The organism is Methylotuvimicrobium alcaliphilum 20Z (genome assembly GCF_000968535.2).
Classification (GTDB): Bacteria; Pseudomonadota; Gammaproteobacteria; order Methylococcales; family Methylomonadaceae; genus Methylotuvimicrobium; species Methylotuvimicrobium alcaliphilum.
Genome location: NC_016112.1, coordinates 1,183,470 through 1,200,854, shown reverse-complemented (window position 1 = coordinate 1,200,854; position 17,385 = coordinate 1,183,470). Strand labels below are relative to the sequence as shown.

Below are 17,385 nucleotides of genomic sequence, written 5' to 3'. Positions count from 1 at the left end.
CCGCATAATGTGTTTGAAACAAAGAGGACTTATGACCGACATACCAAATCACTGGGCGCAAGGCTGGGCGTTTTATAAATCCGGAGGCAAGGGCTTTGTGCCGAACGAAGAAGATCCGGAACTGATCGAATGGGTCAAAGGCTTCGGGGCGGCGATGGCCGATTACGACTTGGAAGGCGAATATCCGAGTCTTCAAACCGCCCTACTCGATCACGGCATCGATGCGGATTTGCTGGCGGAATGTTTAAAAGCGGCCGAAAGAATCCTCGCGGAACCGGAATTCAACCGCTGGCCGTCGGTGCCGGTGCGGGGCTATGGCGAAGGGAATCTTCGGGCCGGGCCGTTTGTGGTGGTTTTGCCGGATGCGGCGAATGATGAACATTAGGCGGGTAACGGCCACTTTGTGGACTGCCATGTTGTAGGCGTCAGTGACAGCAGTTGATTCGTTAACTACCTGTTAGTTTAAGCTGATGCTTGATTGCAAGACCTGTAAAGTGGACTCCATCTTAAATCCAAAAAATAGTCTATTTTAAGGTGATCACCCCCTCCGGAATGCGTCAATGACATTGAGACACCAAGTTGTTTTAATTAGTGTCTAATTGTTGTGTATTTATGGGTCGAGGTTCTCCTTTGTGCAACGTGGCTTGCAAAATCTCCTTGGGCGGCGGTTTTAGGGTGTCATTCTGGCTAGATAAAGACGACGGCGAACGATTGAGAAAATTGGCAGGTTCAATAACCGATCATCTCGGCGATAAAACCGGCTATGCCGATGTGATCAGCGAGGCTTTGAAGCGGTTGGAAATCGAAATGACGCCGGGCCGGCGCCAAAAGCATGATGCGCTATGGCCTGCTCTACCTAAACAACAAGGGTAAAAATGAACGACGATAAACGCGAAGTGATAGTCACCGACATCCAGATGCCCTTCATGTCGATGGTGTTTTTCATGGTCAAATGGGCGATTGCCTCGATACCGGCGATTATTATTCTGGTCTTCATCGGCTCATTTGTTTCAACATTTTTCGCCGCGTTGATACACTGATCGATGCTAACCCCTCAGAAGCGGGATTTTATCGAGAAACGACGACGCCTTACCCGATACTGGCCAATTGGCGCAGGCTTGCTGTTGGCGTCTTTGGCGGCTCTTTCCGTTTGGCTATGGAACTTCTCGCCTTATCTGGCCAACCCTTATTGCGTCATTGAACGCCTGGAGTCCGGCAAGATCGATGCAGGCATGATGGCAATGTCGACTTTGCTGCTGCCGATGATGACGCTGACAGTTATTGTTTTGCTCGGGCTTGCGGTCGTGATGGGCTTCGCCAGTTTCGCCAACGAAAAGAAATACCAGGCTATCATTAATAAACTGATAAACGACAAAGACTAATCCAGTTACCCCCAGAATCTGTGGATAACCTTGTCATTAACTCGTCATATTCGCTTTGCACACCTTTAGCCTCAAGGGATTTAGAATTTTGACTAAAATTTGGACAAGCTTGTTTGGGCACATACTTACCCCCCCTGAAACGTTGGCGGGAGCCGTCGAAATGCTTCTGAGTTTATTGAGCGTCGAAGAAAAATTCGAGATTGCGGTGATGCCGAAGGACAAATTATTCGATTTGCACTTCGGGCTTGGCCTGGCGATCCGGAATGCGTTTAGATTGAATGAGCCTGGGAGCAAATTGCTGGCGTCGTGCGGCACTTCTCACCCAGATGATGCTTCCTGGGTGATAATTAGCGCATTATGGCGAGCGTTACCAACATGGGAACCGTAAATGGGACTACAGGATCGAGACTACTACAGGGAACAACTCCGTTATCAGAAACCGCCCAAAAAAGGCGGAGGAAGCCTGAAATACCTCATTATTCCCGCGCTGATGCTGGCCACGCTTTGGTTCGGCGCCGACGCTTTGTTGAAATATCAAGCCGAAGAGCGAATCAAAGCCACCCCTCCCATTGAGCCGATAACCGGCGGCGTCGTACTGAAAACGGACCGGCAAGGGCATTTCAGGGGCGTTGCTCTGATCAATGATGTTCCCATGCCTTTTATGATCGATACCGGCGCGACCAAAACCGTGATTCCCGCAAAAATGGCAACCGCTGCAGGACTGCCTTTCGGCCGTCCCATTCAAACAAGCACGGCTGGCGGAAAAGTCTATGACAGTGAGACACAAATAAGTAGCCTGAAAATCGGCAATGCCGAAATCAGAAATCTCGACGCGCATATCAATGGCCATATAGAGCAGGTGCTGATCGGGATGAACACTTTGAAGCATTTCAGCATGACGCAAAACGGGGATACTTTGACGCTGACGGCCAACAATCAGGTCACAGACAGATTACCTATCGAGCCGACCGTCAGCTTCGATAGCATTTCGGCACAACCGCCCGCAAGAAGTCCGGAAAAAATCATCAAAAGACTGAATTGCGACGAAAACCAGAATTGCAAAACGACTTACAGCGACCGATGAGGACACGCATGAAAATATACAAGAGCATTTTCAGCTTGATGGCCTTTGGCCTAACCGGGCCTGTTATGGCCAATATCGAAACCGAGCCGCACCCGACCGATATCAAATACGAGGCCTGCATGGAAAAGACAAACGGTTATCCGGCGATGATGAATTGCATTGAAATAGCCAATTCGGAATGGCAAAAAGAGATGTCTGTGATCTATGGGAAACTGCAAAGCCGGTTGAAACCGGAAGACAGCCCGGCCTTAGAGAGTGCCCAAAAGGCATGGCAGGCATACCATGATGCCGAATTTGCTCTTTATAATGCGATGCAGGACGGCGAAGAGGTTGACGCCTTCATGTTCGCCGAAAAGAAAATGCGAGTGATCGGCGATCGAACCAAGGAATTGCAGAATTTCAGCGATTATGTGTTTTTGGCGGAGCCGGAACAGTGAATTAGCCAATTTGGCGGACTGTTTTCGACCCAAAATGTAAATTCGAGAAAGTATTTTAACAATCGGGTTTTTGATATAAATTTGGCTCTTCCGGATTTCCCGTGGTAATTTGAAAAATTAGCGGCAAAGCAAATTCTTAATGAATAAATTACATTTAATATCAGTTGCTTAAACAAAATCTTATTTTCTTATTCGATGTCGATCCGCTATTACCACGGCAAGCACGGAAGAGCCATTTTTAATTATGAATACATATTGTCAACTTGCTCCAACCCCATTCTCTGGCACTTGAAAGCTATTTAATTATTGGAATTAAGTTGTCCACATGCGGCTAATACGTCATCGCCTTTAGCGCTTCTTATTAAAGTAGGGATTTTAAAAGTATCTAAAACTTCTTTAAACTTTTCAACTTTATCCAAACTCGGGCGCTTGTAATGTGACCCCGGGTATGGATTAAAAGGAATTAAGTTGATATAAGCACTCTTACCAGCGAGTAACATCCCGAGTTGTTCAGCGTCGTTTGGTGAATCATTAAAATCTTTTATTAGTAGGTATTCGTAAGTAATAAATTGTTTTTTATTTAAAGGTATCTTGTCAATATAGGTCAATACTTCATCTAGTGGATATTTTTTATTAATAGGAATAAGTTCATTTCTCTTTTCTTCAAATGGCGAATGAAGAGATAATGCAAGGTTCACTCCAGGGATTTCCTGGCTCCACCTTTTAAGTCCAGGAATATAACCGGCTGTTGAAATAGTGATTTTTTGTACACCCACTGAAGCTCCGTGTTGTGATAAGAAAATTTCACACGCTTTTTTAACAGAATCAAAATTATGTAAAGGCTCGCCTTGCCCCATAAAAACAATATTTATAATCCGCTCTTCTCCAGGTCTATTTGTTGCCAACCAACGCCAAGCCTGCAGGAACTGACCAACAATTTCATTTGTGGTCAAATTCCTTTTCAGCCCTTGTTCTCCGGTAAAACAAAACGAACAATTCATTGCGCAGCCAACCTGTGATGAAAGGCAAATTGAATATTTATTGTTAAACGGGATTAGGACGGTTTCAACCTTATGATTATCTTTAAGCTTAAAAAGAAACTTTACCGCTCTATCTTTTTTTGACTCATAAACCGTATCAATTTCGGGCAGAGAAAAGTCGAAACTGTTCTCAAGAAAGGCTAACGCCAATTTAGAAATTTTATCACGCCACTGAGTGGTTTCTTTTTTCTTATAATGCCAATTGAAAAGTATAGCGGATACTGACGGGTTTAAGTTATTTTGATTTATAATCGCCTCTAAATCAGAATAGCTGAGGTCATAAAAAGACTGTTTCAAAAGTTTCTCCTGGCATATTAATAATTCAATTATTCATTTTCTTAGGGGATCTAGCAGTGGTTTCAGACCGTTATGATCAATTTCCTGCATCAAGGCCAATAGCCGGCCCAATTCACCGTTTGGAAACCCCTCTCTTGCAAACCAGTTAAGGTAATGGCCAGGCAAATCCGCGATGACTCGCCCCTTGTATCTGCCGAAAGGCATAGCAAATGTGACTAGCTTTTTTAAGTCTTGAGAATTCATGATGGTGGCTTGAAATCAACCAATTTAGCCTGGCGTTAGTGTATACCTTTCGCACTTCAAATTTCGGCATTGTCGGAGGAGGCCTTGGGGAGCTAGGTCGATTTTGCTCCTGCAAAATCGACATTCACGCCATCCATGGCGCTCACAAAGGCTTTACCAGCATAGAGCCTACATGGACGTATTTACCCAGCACCTAAATTCCATAGCCCATTAGCCCACAGCAGGATGTAGGACAAGGAGGCAGCAAGCTACGCTCTTTAAAAGAAAGAATAGTCAGTACTGGCGGTACAAATTCACTGACCCCAACGGCAACCCAATACGCCAATCTGCTAAAACTGCCGATAGAAGAAAGGCTCAAGAATTAGCAGACAAACATAAAGCTCAGCTTTGGGACCAAATCAAATTAGGTCATAAACCCGAGTATTGCTGGGAAAATGCCGTCGTCAAATGGATCAATGAATCGCAGAAGAAATCGATTGCTGATGATATCAACATTTTTCGAAATTTGGACCCGTTTTTACGGAGCATGCCATTAAATCAGACCACTCGGGATCAAGTGGAGAAAATTATTTCTGGGAAGAGCAAAGATGTTTCTTCCGGGCGAGTCAATCGAATTACGGCGCTCATCAGAGCTGTTCTTAGAAAAGCTGAGAGAATGGGGCTGGATCGATAAAGCGCCAGCAATACGCCGCTTAAAGGTCGACGATAAACGTATCCGCTGGATTACAAAAGCGGAGCGTCTCTATCAAGAATTACCCCCTCACCTGGAAGCAATGGCGCGGCTCAGCTTGGCGACCGGCATGCGGGAGGCAAATGTGACCGGCTTGGAATGGAGTCAAATCGATATGCAACGGAAAGTTGCTTGGATTCACCCTGACCAAGCCAAAGCCAAAAAAGCCATTGGCGTTCCTCTTAACGTTGAGGCAATCACCGTCATTCGGCAACAAATGGGCAAACATTCAACTCACGTTTTCAGTTTTAAAGGGATCCCCGTTAAAAAAGCTGGCGGGGCTACCTGGAAAAAAGCGTTAAAACGTGCAGGAATTGACAATTTTCGTTGGCATGATTTGCGCCACACATGGGCAAGCTGGCATGTCCAAAATGGAACCCCACTCAATATTCTGCAAGAATTGGGCGGGTGGAACACATACGAGATGATCTTGCGCTATGCTCATTTAGCTCCTGAACATCTTGCGGGTTATGCGGCCAACATTTCGGACAATGCTGGGCACATTTTTGGGCACACAAAAATGGAAGACACAAAAAAAGCAGTTTCGAGTACTCGATAACTGCTTGATATACTTATTAAATAGTGGTGGGTCGTGTGCGATTCGAACGCACGACCATCGCATTAAAAGTGCGGTGCTCTACCAGCTGAGCTAACGACCCAACAAAGATTAACTATTATAATGATATTTCGGATTTGTGCAACTCTTTTTTTATTTTTTTGGTATCGAGTCGGATCTTCAATTCCTGCCAACTCGAAACCCGCTTTGCGAAGCCTGCAGGCATCGCAAACGCCACAAGCATTGCCGAATTTATCTGCAGAATAGCACGATACAGTTTGGCTGTAATCGACGCCTAATTCTGAACCGACGCGTATGATATCCGCTTTACTCATTTCGATCAATGGGGAATGTATCAAAAAATGCCCGCCTTCTACGCCAACCTTGGTTGCCAATTCAGCAAGCGATTGAAAAGCTTTGATGAACTCGGGTCGACAATCGGGATAACCGGAATAATCGATTGCATTCACGCCGATAAAAATATCTCTTGAATTCAGGACTTCCGCCCACCCCAACGCAAACGATAAAAAAATCGTATTTCTGGCCGGCACATAAGTAACCGGTATGCCTGGCTGCAACGAACTGGGTACGGCGATGTGCTCATCGGTCAAGGCAGAACCGCCAATATCATTTAACCCGATATGAATAATTTTATGATCGATAACGCCGTATTCCGCCGCTATGCGTTTGGCTGCTTGCAATTCGGCATTATGTCTTTGGCCGTAATCGAAACTCAGTGCATAACAGACGTAACCTTGTTTTTTGGCAAGCGCTAATACAGTAATCGAGTCCAATCCGCCGGATAATAAAACGACCGCTTTTTTTTGCATGATTCTTAACGCCCTTGCGCGTCATTCCACAACAGTTTATGTAACTGAATCTGAAATCTGACCGGTAAATTATCGTTCAATATTTTTTCGGCTAGTTCTGCTGGGTCCTGCTGCCCCATCGTTGGTGAAAATAATAACTCGCAGCGCTGATCTAAATCATATTGATTGATGATAGCCTTTGACCATTGGTAATCATGGTCATCGCCGATCACAAACTTCACCTGATCGTTGGCTTTCAGATACGCAATGTTATCGAATAGATTTTTGTGAAGCTCGCCTGAACTTGGCGTTTTCAGGTCCATGACTTTAACAACGCGATCGTCGACACCTGACACATCGAGCGCTCCGCTGGTTTCAATCGAAACCTGATAACCCAAATCGGCCAAACGACTCATTAACTCAAGGCAAGCGGACTGAGCCAAAGGCTCGCCGCCAGTCACAGTAATGTATTTCGTGCGATATTGGCCGACGCGATTGATGATTTCATCGATCGACATCCTTTCGCCGCCACTAAAAGCATAGGCGGTATCGCAATAGACACACCTCAACGGACATCCGGTCAAGCGAACAAAAACCGTCGGCAAGCCAACCGTATTGGACTCGCCTTGCAACGAGTAAAATATCTCAGTGATTTTTAACGAGGACACGGTTACTGATTATTATTTAGCTGCTGTAATTTTTTGGCCGCTAAATGAGCGGCTGTCGTGCCCGGATAGGTTGCGGTAATACGAGTAAAATATTCACGCGCCTTGGCAAGGTTATTTTGCTCTAATTCGATATAGCCAAGCTTCAACAAGCCGTCTCTCACCTTCGGGCTATTCGGATAATTCGTAATGAGCTTATTGAACGCTTCGCGCGACAAACTGACTTCGCGATTCACCTTATAAGCCTCGCCTAACCAATATTGCGCATTATCGGAATACTCTCCCGCCGGATAATCAGTCAAAAATTGTTTAAACTCAGAAATCGCGTTACTGTAATGGCCATTCTTCAACGTATCATAAGCCTGCTGATAACGCTGTTTTTCGGACTCAACACTTGCCGGTTTTACCGGTTTCGGCTTAGTTTCTATGGCTTGCGGTTGCTGTATCACTGGCGCAACCACAGGTGCCGGCTGTGGAACCACAACCGGCTCAGGCGCTGTTTCCGGAATGGGTTGAGCGCCAGCTCCCGCACTCTCAACAGATTGAAGGCGCTGATCCAAATCGGAATAAATCGTATTTTGACGCTTTTTCAACTCGGTGATCGTATACGCCTGCTCTTCCACTTGCCCACGCAATTGCTGAACCTCGACTTGCAATTGTTCGACGCGCCCCAGTATCTCATAGAGCGTACTAGCGGCCGAAGGTTTGGAGGCGTTGGCAACAGCGGCCGGATAAGCGGCGTTATCGACCACCGGCGGCAACGGCATTCTTTGCGCGAATACGCTACCGCTAATTGATAACAATAACAGCAGGCGTAATTTCATTATTGACCCTGGTAAAGCAATTCGACGCGGCGATTCAGCTGATAGGCCGATTCATCATGTCCGTCAACGGCCGGCTTTTCTTCACCATAACTAACGACTTGCAATTGGCTTTCCGATACACCTTGAACTTTCATCATTCTAGCGACCGACTTGGCTCGTTGCTCGCCCAATGCAATATTGTATTCGGATGAACCTCGCTCATCGGCATGTCCTTCCAAAATCAAGCGTCGAGTTGGATGCGACAGCAAATATTGTGCGTGCGCGGCGATCACCGGAATAAAATCTTGCTGCACCTGACTGCTGTCGTACATGAAATAAATCGTGCTTTTCGACAATGGATTCGACGGATCGCTGAATTCGGATCCTAAAAACGCGTTAGGATACTCGGCACTGCCGCTACCGTACCCACTGCCACTGCCATAACCACTGCCATAGGTCTCCGAACCGGATATTCCCGACCCATCGCCATAACCGGATAGACTCGCATCGGCAGTACCTCCCTGCGTTCCGTCCATGAAATCGGTAGCCGTTTCGTCATCCGAACTACAGCCCGTTAATAATGCAGCCGCAATTGCCAACGCCAAGACTGATTGATTCAATTTCATTTAAGTGCTTCTCCAAAATATAAGCCACTAATATTACAATAATTTGTTAATTTCCAACAGATTGTCCGTTGGCGACATTTGCCGGGCTAAGGCGACCAGGCCGGTTCACGTACCTCACCGCTGTTAAGTACTAATTTTTGTTGCATTCTACCATCGATGGATACGACCGATAAAACCGTTCTCCCGCCCTGTTTCGTGGCATAGAGTATTTTGGTGCCGTTCGGCGAAAAACTCGGAGCATCGTCCAAAGGACCTCCAGTTAACACGTTAATTGTTCTCGACCCCATATCCATCACCGCTATGCGATAATCGCCTTTGTTGCCATGAACCATTGCCAAACTACTACCGTTACTTGAGAACGACGCGCCCGCATTATATGCGCCATCGAAAGTCAATCGTTTTACCTGACCGCCGCGCGCCGGCATCATATACAGTTGCGGCTTACCTCCGCGGTCGGAGGTAAATACGATATGCTTGCCGTCAGGCGACCACACAGGCTCGGTATCGATCGAATAACCGGTAGACAATTTAGTCAGCGAGCGCGAGGATAAATCCAGTGTAAAAATATCGGGACTGCCATCCTTCGATAGCGTCAACGCCAACTTAGAACCCTCCGGCGACCAGGCCGGCGCGCCGTTGATGCCGGGGAAACCGGCTATTCGGGTCCGTTTACCGGTCGCCAGCTCTTGCACATAAATCGCTGACGACTTGCTTTCAAACGATACATAAGCAAGCATCCTTCCATCGGGAGACCACGCCGGCGACATGATCGGTTCATAGGAAGCCGCTACCGCCCTAGGCCCATAGCCATCGGAATCAGCGACTTCCAAATTATATCTTCTCCTTCCGTTCGGCTCTTTGTTGACCGTAACATAGGCAATACGTCCGCTAAAATCGCCTTTCTTACCGATAAGCTTTTCAAAAATCAGATCGCTAATGTGATGAGCCGATTTACGCAGTTCGTTACTCGGAACCGTCATCCGATAACCCAGCATTTGTTCGTTTTTATAAACATCGAACAACTGAAAATTAATATTATACCTTCCGCCTTCCGGTATGACTTGACCGATCACCAAATAGTCTTGACCCAATACCTGCCAATTACGGAAGCGCACTTCCTCCGGCCTTGTCGGCTTCGTCAACATATCCTTGCGCGGCAAGGTATTGAAATAACCGCTACGATTTAAATCGTTATCCACAACCTCGGCGATATCGACCGGAATGGCTGCCTGCCCAGCTTGTCCGCCAAACGGCACGATCGCGATCGGCATCGCTTTTTCCGAACCTTTAGTAATTTGAATGGTTAATTCAGCTTGGCTAAGCGATGCGTACAACGCGATGAAACTCAAAAGCGTAAAATTTCTTATCAAATAAAACACGTTTACCTCTTAATACCTGTAATCATTTGGATGGTTGCTCCCATCGCTGTTTTCAATCGTTTAAATTAGAGTTTTCAACATCCCGGGCAAAACACGAACGTAAAGCTTTTAAACGATGCATAGAGCTCTCTGGGAAATGTTAATGGCGATGCCTTTTTAACCGCATTTTCAGCCGAACGATCGAATGCCGGATCGCCACTACTTGACACAACCGACGCATCCATTACCGAGCCATCCGAAAGTAAATTGACTCGGATCGTACATTTTAATTGTCCTTGCGACGAAACCGGTCGAATCCAGCTTCTTTCAACTTTATTTCTAATCTCCGCTATCGCTTTATTTTTAGCGTCGCTTAATTCTTGCTGACGCTTAGCTTCGGCTTGTTTTCTAGCTTCTTCGGCTGCGGCTGCAGCCTGCTTTCTAGCCTCATCTTCTTGTCGCAATTTTTCTGCTTGTTGTCTAGCCAATTCCGATAACCGCTCGGCCTCTCGTTTTTCTGCTTCGGCTTTTTGCCTCGCCAATTCTTCTTGCCGGCGCTTTTCAGCCGCAGCTTCTTCAGCTTTTCGCTTCTCTTCTGCGGCTCTTTTCGCAGCCTCTTCTGCCTTACGCTTTTCTGCTGCTACACGCTCGGCTTCGGCTTTTTGCTTGGCGGCTTCTTCAGCCTTGCGCTTCTCCGCGGCTAATTGTTCGGCCTTTACTTTCTCGGCGGCCGCTTTTTGCTTAGCCGCTTCCTCGGCTTTGCGTTTCTCGGCCGCGACACGCTCGGCTTCGGCTTTTTGTTTAGCGGCTTCCTCAGCCTTGCGCTTCTCCGAAGCCAATTGTTCAGCCTTTACTTTTTCCGATGCTGCCTTTTGCTTGGCCGCTTCATCGGCTTTACGTTTCTCGGCCGCGATACGCTCGGCTTCGGCCTTTTGTTTGGCGGCTTCTTCCGCTTTACGCTTCTCTGCAGCCAATTGTTCGGCCTTGACTTTATCGGCCGCTGCTTTTTGCTTGGCCGTTTCCTCGGCCTTGCGCTTCTCGGCCGCGACACGCTCGGCTTCGGCCTTTTGTTTGGCTGCTTCTTCCGCCTTGCGCTTCTCCGCAGCCAATTGTTCAGCCTTTACTTTTTCCGATGCTGCCTTTTGCTTGGCCGTTTCCTCGGCCTTGCGCTTCTCGGCCGCGACACGTTCGGCTTCGGCTTTTTGTTTGGCTGTTTCTTCAGCCTTACGCTTCTCTGCGGCCAATTGTTCGGCCTTTACTTTTTCCGCTGCCGCTTTTTGCTTGGCCGCTTCATCGGCTTTACGTTTCTCGGCCGCGACACGTTCGGCTTCGGCTTTTTGTTTGGCTGTTTCTTCAGCCTTACGCTTCTCGGCGGCCAATTGTTCGGCCTTGAGTTTATCGGCCGCTGCTTTTTGCTTGGCCGTTTCCTCGGCTTTACGCTTCTCGGCCGCGACACGCTCGGCTTCGGCTTTTTGCTTGGCCGTTTCTTCCGCTTTACGCTTCTCCGCGGCCGATTGTTCGGCTTTTAGCTTCTCGTCGGCCATTTGTTTTTGCTGCTCGACCAATTGTTGCCGCTTAAGCTTCTCGTCTTCTTGCCGTTTAGCTTCTTCCATTTGGCGTTGCGACTCGAGTAGCTTATTTTGCTGTGTCTTCAGTCGCTCCGCCTCAGCCTGAATCAACGACTCATCGATCACCATCGCTTCAATAATCTCGGGCGCGGGGCCTGTCTCAAACACTGGAGATTTCGAATCGAAGCTGAGCATAAATACGCTAAGAAGCAGAACGTGCAGAGTCAGGGCCAGGATAAAAGGCCCGGTTAATTTACGTTTCCTAATCATACGTATTTAATGCTGATATGGCTGTGTCATTAATCCTACTTTAGGTACTCCCGCATTTTTTAAGGCCGCCATCGCACTGATAACCTTGCCATAATCAACAAACTTATCACCTCGAATAAATACTTGTATTGCCGGTTTATCCCTAAGCACATCGGCAACCGTGGCTGTCATTTCATCTGCCCCCATCTCCTGACTTTCCTGTCCTGCCATATCCACATAAAAACGCCCTTCGCGATCGATAGACACGATTACCGGCGGGTCGTTCTGCTGCTCGGCAGTCTCGGTGTCTGCTTGAGGCAAGTCAACTTCGACCCCGGTCTGAAGCATCGGCGCAGTCACCATGAAAATAATCAACAACACCAAAGTTACGTCAATGTAAGGAACGACATTTATCTCGGCTTTAGGCTTTCTGCGGCCTGATTGTCTACTGCTCATTGACTGTGCGCCTGCCTTTGCAATAAAACGACAAATTCATCGATAAAGAGTTCATACCGCCCGATCAAACGATCCAAACGACTAGCAAAACGGTTGTAGGCAATTACAGCAGGAATAGCAGCAAATAAACCCATTGCCGTGGCTATTAATGCCTCGGCGATGCCCGGAGCGACTTGAGCCAAGGTTGCTTGTTGCACATTACCCAATGAACGAAATGAATTCATGATCCCCCAAACCGTTCCGAACAAACCGACATACGGGCTAATCGATCCGACCGTCGCCAAAAAAGGCAAATGCTCGTCGAGTCGTTCCAGCTCCCGGTTTAACTCGATCTTCATCGCGCGCTGCGCATTTTCGACTTGAACCTCAGGATCGATACCGGCTTTTTGCCGCATCCTCGAATACTCTCGGTAACCCGCCAGAAAAATTTTCTCGATGCCTTCCGGTTCGAAATCGGCATCGGTCAATCTTTTATATAGATCGCTAAGCTCGACACCCGACCAAAATTCCTCTTCAAATTCATCCGCAATATCGGCCGCTTTAGCAAGTTCTCTAGTTTTCGAAAAAATATAAGTCCAAGAAACAACTGACGCGACAACTAAGATCAACATCACCAGTTGAACAATAAAACTGGCTTCTTTAATTAAATGAAACAAGGATAAATCAGCATTCATTATGTAATGGCTCTAATAAAATGTCAGGTATGGCTTTTGGCCTCATGTTTTTGGAATCCAAGCAAGCGATACGCACCGTTCCGGTACATAACACATCGCTTCCCCGGGTAACGGTTTGCTCGAATATTAGACTGGCTTTTTTAGCTAAAGTCACTATGGCGCTGACATTTATTTGTTCGTTGAAGCGCGCGGGCATTAAATAATCGATCTGAACCGAGCGTACAACGAAAATAATTCCTTGCTCGTCGATCAAGCGATCTTGCTCGAACCCCATTGAGCGCAGCATTTCGGTTCGTGCCCGCTCGAAAAACTTCAAATAATTCGCATAGAAAACGACGCCTCCGGCATCGGTATCCTCGTAATAAATCCGAACGGGCCAATTGAATGTTTGCATAGGGATGATTGCTTAGAGACTATTTGAGATGTAAAAACGTGAACGAGAGCTGAAGGCAGTTAGCAGTTAGCAGTTAGCAGTTAGCAGTTAGCAGTTAGCAGTTAGCAGTTAGCAGTTAGCAGTTAGCAGTTAGCAGTTAGCAGTTAGCAGTTAGCAGTTAGCAGTTAGCAGTTAGCAGTTAGCAGTTAGCAGTTAGCAGTTAGCAGTTAGCAAAATGATGCAACATTTAAAACGCTTGTCAAGCCCTAATTTCCTCTTTCCTCTTTCCTCTTTCCTCTTTCCTCTTTCCTCTTTCCTCTTTCCTCTTTCCCCTTTCCCCTTTCCCCTTTCCCCTTTCCTCTTTCCTCTCAAGTAAACAACTCGTCGGTTGCGCCCATTTGTACCGGCGGCTGCAAGCCGAAATGCAGATAAGCATTCTGCGTTACGACCCGTCCTCTGGGCGTACGCATAATAAAACCTTGTTGCAACAAATACGGCTCCAGCACATCTTCGATCGTGCCGCGCTCTTCGCTGATCGCAGCCGCTAATGTATCTAGACCTACCGGGCCGCCGGCGAAATTGTCGATCATCGTTCTAAGCAATTTTCTATCCAACGCATCAAAGCCGTTGTTATCGACTTTGAGCATCGCCAGCGCTTCAACGGCGATTTGCTCGGAAACCTTGCCGTCGCCTTTGACTTCGGCGAAATCGCGCACGCGCCGCAATAATCGGTTGGCAATGCGCGGAGTTCCCCTCGAACGGCGTGCAATTTCATGAGCACCTGCCGATTCGATTGCAATTTTCAGTAAATTTGCCGAACGCGTCACAATGGATGCCAAGTCCTCGACCGTATAAAATTCGAGCCGCTGCACGATGCCGAAACGGTCGCGCAACGGCGATGTCAAAAGACCTGCGCGCGTCGTCGCGCCGACCAGCGTGAACGGCGGCAGATCAAGCTTGATCGACCGGGCCGCAGGACCCTCGCCGATCATAATATCGATTTGATAATCCTCCATCGCCGGATACAGCACTTCTTCGACCATTGGACTCAAACGGTGAATTTCGTCAATGAACAAGACATCATGCGCCTCGAGGTTGGTCAACAATGCCGCAAGATCTCCGGCTTTGTCGAGCACCGGCCCCGAAGTCTGACGAATATGTACATTCATTTCGGCTGCGATGATGTTGGCCAAAGTTGTTTTACCAAGGCCCGGCGGCCCGAAAATCAGAACATGATCCAATGCTTCCTTACGTCCGAGTGCAGCCCGGATAAAGATATCCATCTGCGTCCGCAATTCTTGCTGGCCGACATAATCCTGCAAACGCTTAGGCCGAATCGCTCGATCCTGGCGTTCTTCATCATTGCTACCTTCGGCGCTGATCAAGCGGTCGCTTTGAATCATTTCGCTGCCCCTTGCAGAGCTAATCTGATGATGTCCTCACAACTTTTGCCTTCGGCAGGAATCGCGCGAACCATTCGCCCCGCATCTTGCGGTTTGTAACCCAACGCGCATAACGCGCTAATCGCCTCCTGAATCGGCTGCGCGGCAATCGCCGGTAATATCGTCTCGCCACTTTCGGCCGAAGCCGACGAACCGCCCAATTCAGGTAAGCGGTCGCGCATTTCGACGATTAAGCGCTCGGCAGTCTTTTTACCGACTCCGGGCAAGCGCACTAAAGACTGAGTATCGTTATTGTGAATACAACGATGAAACTCTTCGGCGCTTTGGCCCGACAAGATCGTCAAAGCTAATTTAGGCCCGACACCATTGACTTTGATCAAGGTTCTGAACATCAAACGATCGGATTCGGACGCAAAACCGAATAGGATATGCGCGTCTTCCCTTACAACTAGATGCGTGAACAACTTGACCTCTTCACCGAGTTTGGGCAAGTTGTAAAACGTCGTCATCGGCGCTTCGACTTCATAGCCGACGCCATTGACATCGATCACCAATACCGGCGGAGCCTTACTCGCCAGCTTCCCCCGCAAATAACCGATCATCCGGGCACTCCGAGCCGAAGGCGTTGCGCGGTTTGCTGGTAATGCGCATGACACAGGCAAATCCCAAGCGCGTCGCCGGCATCGATTTGCATGTCGCCTTGTAAATTTAACAGAATTTTAACCATATGCTGAACCTGCGCTTTTTCGGCATTACCCTTACCGACCAAGGCCTGCTTAACCTGCCTCGCCGCATATTCGTAAACCGGCAAACCGGCCGCCTGTACCGCGCAAATAGCCGCCCCCCGGGCCTGGCCCAATTTAAGTGCCGAATCTGCATTTTTATGCATGAAGACCTGTTCTATCGCCATTTGGTCGGGCCGGTAGAGCTCGACCACCTGTACCAATCCTTCGAAAATGAGTTTCAACCGGTCCGGAAAATAATCCGAACCGACCCGGATACTGCCGCTGGCAATATATTTCGCGCCACGGGACGTATCCTCGATGATCCCGTAACCGGTGATGCGAGACCCCGGGTCTATGCCTAAAATTTTGGTCACTAAATAATGATATCGGTTGCGTATGAACGGCAAAAAAGTTTTTTCATTCGAAAAATACTAAAGAGAAAACCCTTTTAGGAACGAGCATGAAATAACTTAGACAACTGTTGGAAGGGGGTTCGGTGGCTCGATTGACAGGTGTCGGCGGCAGGGCAGATTTTTTCTCCTGCAAAATCTGCATTTATGCCATTCATGGCAATCAGATTCCGCCGTCAAACCTACAGGGACGTATTCACCCAGCACCTAAATTCCATAGTCCATTGGCTATGGTTAACTATCTTGGATAATTTAGGTGCTGGGTTCACGGCGTCCTGTCAAGCGAGTCACTGAACCTTCGCAAAGCCTACTACTTGTAAAAGTTATTTTGTGCATATTCCTTACTGTGAAAGATCGTAAATTTTGATTCATTATCTAATTTTTCGATATGCAAAACTCCGTTCTGGCAATGCCGGTTCCGGAGAGGGTGCGGTTTGCTCGATCGACAGGCGTCGGCGGCAGGGCAGATTTTTGCTCCATGCAAAATCTGCATTCACGCCGTCCTTGGCGTTCGAGCTGCCGGCCGTCGAGCCTACATGGACGTATTCACCCAGCACCTAAATTCCATAGCCCTTTGGCTATGATAACTATCTCGCATAATTTAGGTGCTGGGTTCACGGCGTCCTGTCGGGCGAGTGACCGCACCCTCCCCACCAGAGAACTTTCATTTGCCGGGGCGATGGCCAGGCCTTCATGAACGTTAGGAAAATAGACTTATGAATCGGAAAGCAATCAACCAGTGGACATTTGCTCCATGATTTCATCGCTGATATCGGCATTCGAATAGACGTTTTGCACATCGTCCAAATCCTCGAGCCGGTCGATCAGCCGCATCAACTTTTCGGCTTCCTCGGCGTTCAACTCGGCACTGGTCGAAGGTTGCATCGTTATCTCGGAATTTTCCGGCTTGAAATCTTTCGCAATCAACGCTTCCTTGACGTCCATATAACTCTCCGGTGCCGTGATGACGTCGATAGACCCATCTTCATTGGTCACGACATCATCGGCTCCGGCTTCGAGCGCTGCTTCAATCACTGCATCCTCATCGACCGAATCCGGAAAACTGATAATGCCGACTTTGTTGAACAAATAAGCTACCGAACCGTCGGTACCGAGATTACCGCCCGCCTTACTGAAGGCATGGCGCACCTCGCCGACCGTACGATTTCGATTATCGGTCAAACAATCGACCATGATCGCGACACCGGCAGGTCCGTAGCCTTCATAGCGTACTTCCTCGTAATTTTCAGCTTCCAGCGCTCCGGTTGCTTTTTTGATCGTATTGTCGATCGTATCGCGCTTCATATTGGCGCCCAGCGCCTTATCGATCGCGGTGCGCAAGGTCGGATTCGAAGCCGGATCGCCGCCGCCCGCCTTTGCCGCAACTGAAATTTCACGAATCATTTTGGTAAAAATTTTGCCGCGCTTGGCATCCTGCCCGGCCTTCCTATGCTTGATATTTGCCCATTTACTGTGTCCAGCCATTGCGTCTCTCTA

Annotated in this window: 22 protein-coding genes, 1 tRNA gene and 1 pseudogene; 8 read left to right on the top strand and 16 right to left on the bottom strand. The window is 47.9% G+C overall.

Annotated elements, in window-relative coordinates:
• Positions 1-31: 31 nt before the first annotated feature.
• The 7 genes from MEALZ_RS05150 (at position 32) to MEALZ_RS05125 (ending at position 2,903) form a co-directional block, all read left to right on the top strand.
• Positions 32-385, top strand: a complete 354-nt coding sequence (locus MEALZ_RS05150; RefSeq protein ID WP_014147548.1) for a hypothetical protein — start codon at positions 32-34, stop codon at positions 383-385.
• Positions 386-639: 254 nt separating this feature from the next.
• Positions 640-873 (top strand): hypothetical protein, encoded by a 234-nt coding sequence (locus MEALZ_RS05145; protein ID WP_046060999.1) that lies wholly within the window; start codon positions 640-642, stop codon positions 871-873.
• Positions 874-875: 2 nt separating this feature from the next.
• Positions 876-1,040, top strand: coding sequence for a hypothetical protein (locus tag MEALZ_RS22950; RefSeq protein ID WP_014147546.1), 165 nt, complete (start codon positions 876-878; stop codon positions 1,038-1,040).
• A gap of 3 nt (positions 1,041-1,043) precedes the next feature.
• Positions 1,044-1,382, top strand: a complete 339-nt coding sequence (locus MEALZ_RS05140) for a hypothetical protein (RefSeq protein WP_014147545.1) — start codon at positions 1,044-1,046, stop codon at positions 1,380-1,382.
• A 55-nt stretch (positions 1,383-1,437) separates the two neighbouring features.
• Positions 1,438-1,770 (top strand): DUF6794 domain-containing protein, encoded by a 333-nt coding sequence (locus MEALZ_RS23865; protein ID WP_332881498.1) that lies wholly within the window; start codon positions 1,438-1,440, stop codon positions 1,768-1,770.
• Complete coding sequence (locus MEALZ_RS05130) at positions 1,771-2,466, top strand: retropepsin-like aspartic protease family protein (RefSeq protein ID WP_014147543.1); 696 nt, start codon at positions 1,771-1,773, stop codon at positions 2,464-2,466.
• 8 nt (positions 2,467-2,474) lie between these two features.
• Positions 2,475-2,903, top strand: coding sequence for a lysozyme inhibitor LprI family protein (locus tag MEALZ_RS05125; RefSeq protein WP_046060997.1), 429 nt, complete (start codon positions 2,475-2,477; stop codon positions 2,901-2,903).
• Between the two features lie 299 nt (positions 2,904-3,202).
• Here MEALZ_RS05125 and rlmN read toward each other — a convergent pair whose 3' ends face one another.
• Both rlmN and MEALZ_RS05115 read right to left on the bottom strand, forming a co-directional pair.
• Positions 3,203-4,240, bottom strand: a complete 1,038-nt coding sequence (rlmN, locus tag MEALZ_RS05120) for a 23S rRNA (adenine(2503)-C(2))-methyltransferase RlmN (RefSeq protein ID WP_014147541.1) — start codon at positions 4,238-4,240, stop codon at positions 3,203-3,205.
• 33 nt (positions 4,241-4,273) lie between these two features.
• Positions 4,274-4,483 carry a DUF3820 family protein gene (locus MEALZ_RS05115; RefSeq protein ID WP_014147540.1) on the bottom strand — a complete coding sequence of 70 codons (210 nt, stop codon included), beginning with the start codon at positions 4,481-4,483 and terminating at the stop codon, positions 4,274-4,276.
• A 587-nt stretch (positions 4,484-5,070) separates the two neighbouring features.
• Between MEALZ_RS05115 and MEALZ_RS05110 the strand changes: the two genes are divergently transcribed.
• The gene (locus tag MEALZ_RS05110; protein WP_014147539.1) at positions 5,071-5,772 is read left to right on the top strand and encodes a site-specific integrase; all 702 of its coding nucleotides are present in this window, start codon (positions 5,071-5,073) and stop codon (positions 5,770-5,772) included.
• A gap of 24 nt (positions 5,773-5,796) precedes the next feature.
• On the opposite strand, the gene MEALZ_RS05105 is transcribed toward MEALZ_RS05110, so the two are convergent.
• The 14 genes and pseudogenes from MEALZ_RS05105 to MEALZ_RS05035 form a co-directional block, all read right to left on the bottom strand.
• Positions 5,797-5,872, bottom strand: a tRNA-Lys gene (locus MEALZ_RS05105).
• Positions 5,873-5,930: 58 nt separating this feature from the next.
• Positions 5,931-6,599: pseudogene (queC, locus tag MEALZ_RS05100) on the bottom strand (7-cyano-7-deazaguanine synthase QueC); the annotation flags it as partial.
• A gap of 5 nt (positions 6,600-6,604) precedes the next feature.
• The gene (gene queE / locus MEALZ_RS05095; protein WP_014147537.1) at positions 6,605-7,246 is read right to left on the bottom strand and encodes a 7-carboxy-7-deazaguanine synthase QueE; all 642 of its coding nucleotides are present in this window, start codon (positions 7,244-7,246) and stop codon (positions 6,605-6,607) included.
• Between the two features lie 2 nt (positions 7,247-7,248).
• Positions 7,249-8,067, bottom strand: a complete 819-nt coding sequence (ybgF, locus tag MEALZ_RS05090) for a tol-pal system protein YbgF (protein WP_014147536.1) — start codon at positions 8,065-8,067, stop codon at positions 7,249-7,251.
• Positions 8,067-8,672, bottom strand: a complete 606-nt coding sequence (pal, locus tag MEALZ_RS05085) for a peptidoglycan-associated lipoprotein Pal (protein ID WP_014147535.1) — start codon at positions 8,670-8,672, stop codon at positions 8,067-8,069. Before pal ends, ybgF begins: the two co-directional genes overlap by 1 nt.
• Before the next feature lie 86 nt (positions 8,673-8,758).
• Entirely contained in the window at positions 8,759-10,051 is a 1,293-nt protein-coding gene (gene tolB, locus MEALZ_RS05080; protein WP_014147534.1) for a Tol-Pal system beta propeller repeat protein TolB, read from the bottom strand.
• A 74-nt stretch (positions 10,052-10,125) separates the two neighbouring features.
• Positions 10,126-11,868: a cell envelope integrity protein TolA gene (gene tolA, locus MEALZ_RS05075; RefSeq protein WP_014147533.1), complete on the bottom strand. Its 1,743-nt coding sequence runs from the start codon at positions 11,866-11,868 to the stop codon at positions 10,126-10,128.
• A gap of 6 nt (positions 11,869-11,874) precedes the next feature.
• The gene (tolR, locus tag MEALZ_RS05070) at positions 11,875-12,303 is read right to left on the bottom strand and encodes a protein TolR (protein ID WP_014147532.1); all 429 of its coding nucleotides are present in this window, start codon (positions 12,301-12,303) and stop codon (positions 11,875-11,877) included.
• Positions 12,300-12,977 (bottom strand): protein TolQ, encoded by a 678-nt coding sequence (gene tolQ / locus MEALZ_RS05065; protein ID WP_014147531.1) that lies wholly within the window; start codon positions 12,975-12,977, stop codon positions 12,300-12,302. The genes tolR and tolQ overlap by 4 nt, the downstream gene beginning before the upstream one ends.
• The gene (gene ybgC, locus MEALZ_RS05060) at positions 12,967-13,371 is read right to left on the bottom strand and encodes a tol-pal system-associated acyl-CoA thioesterase (protein ID WP_014147530.1); all 405 of its coding nucleotides are present in this window, start codon (positions 13,369-13,371) and stop codon (positions 12,967-12,969) included. Before ybgC ends, tolQ begins: the two co-directional genes overlap by 11 nt.
• A gap of 347 nt (positions 13,372-13,718) precedes the next feature.
• Positions 13,719-14,750 carry a Holliday junction branch migration DNA helicase RuvB gene (gene ruvB, locus MEALZ_RS05055; protein WP_174888156.1) on the bottom strand — a complete coding sequence of 344 codons (1,032 nt, stop codon included), beginning with the start codon at positions 14,748-14,750 and terminating at the stop codon, positions 13,719-13,721.
• Entirely contained in the window at positions 14,750-15,355 is a 606-nt protein-coding gene (gene ruvA / locus MEALZ_RS05050; protein WP_014147528.1) for a Holliday junction branch migration protein RuvA, read from the bottom strand. Before ruvA ends, ruvB begins: the two co-directional genes overlap by 1 nt.
• Positions 15,352-15,852 (bottom strand): crossover junction endodeoxyribonuclease RuvC, encoded by a 501-nt coding sequence (gene ruvC, locus MEALZ_RS05045; RefSeq protein ID WP_014147527.1) that lies wholly within the window; start codon positions 15,850-15,852, stop codon positions 15,352-15,354. The genes ruvA and ruvC overlap by 4 nt, the downstream gene beginning before the upstream one ends.
• A gap of 768 nt (positions 15,853-16,620) precedes the next feature.
• Complete coding sequence (locus MEALZ_RS05035; RefSeq protein WP_014147526.1) at positions 16,621-17,373, bottom strand: YebC/PmpR family DNA-binding transcriptional regulator; 753 nt, start codon at positions 17,371-17,373, stop codon at positions 16,621-16,623.
• Between the last annotated feature and the right edge of the window lie 12 nt (positions 17,374-17,385).

Bases quoted from the DNA above. Each gene is read 5' to 3' on its own strand.
- MEALZ_RS05150 (WP_014147548.1), top strand. From the start codon at position 32: ATGACCGACATACCAAATCACTGGGCGCAAGGCTGGGCGTTTTATAAA.
- MEALZ_RS22950 (WP_014147546.1), top strand. From the start codon at position 876: ATGAACGACGATAAACGCGAAGTGATAGTCACCGACATCCAGATGCCC.
- MEALZ_RS05140 (WP_014147545.1), top strand. From the start codon at position 1,044: ATGCTAACCCCTCAGAAGCGGGATTTTATCGAGAAACGACGACGCCTT.
- MEALZ_RS05130 (WP_014147543.1), top strand. From the start codon at position 1,771: ATGGGACTACAGGATCGAGACTACTACAGGGAACAACTCCGTTATCAG.
- MEALZ_RS05125 (WP_046060997.1), top strand. From the start codon at position 2,475: ATGAAAATATACAAGAGCATTTTCAGCTTGATGGCCTTTGGCCTAACC.
- MEALZ_RS05115 (WP_014147540.1), bottom strand. From the start codon at position 4,483: ATGAATTCTCAAGACTTAAAAAAGCTAGTCACATTTGCTATGCCTTTC.
- MEALZ_RS05110 (WP_014147539.1), top strand. From the start codon at position 5,071: ATGTTTCTTCCGGGCGAGTCAATCGAATTACGGCGCTCATCAGAGCTG.
- ybgF (WP_014147536.1), bottom strand. From the start codon at position 8,067: ATGAAATTACGCCTGCTGTTATTGTTATCAATTAGCGGTAGCGTATTC.
- pal (WP_014147535.1), bottom strand. From the start codon at position 8,672: ATGAAATTGAATCAATCAGTCTTGGCGTTGGCAATTGCGGCTGCATTA.
- tolA (WP_014147533.1), bottom strand. From the start codon at position 11,868: ATGATTAGGAAACGTAAATTAACCGGGCCTTTTATCCTGGCCCTGACT.
- tolR (WP_014147532.1), bottom strand. From the start codon at position 12,303: ATGAGCAGTAGACAATCAGGCCGCAGAAAGCCTAAAGCCGAGATAAAT.
- tolQ (WP_014147531.1), bottom strand. From the start codon at position 12,977: ATGAATGCTGATTTATCCTTGTTTCATTTAATTAAAGAAGCCAGTTTT.
- ybgC (WP_014147530.1), bottom strand. From the start codon at position 13,371: ATGCAAACATTCAATTGGCCCGTTCGGATTTATTACGAGGATACCGAT.
- ruvA (WP_014147528.1), bottom strand. From the start codon at position 15,355: ATGATCGGTTATTTGCGGGGGAAGCTGGCGAGTAAGGCTCCGCCGGTA.
- MEALZ_RS05035 (WP_014147526.1), bottom strand. From the start codon at position 17,373: ATGGCTGGACACAGTAAATGGGCAAATATCAAGCATAGGAAGGCCGGG.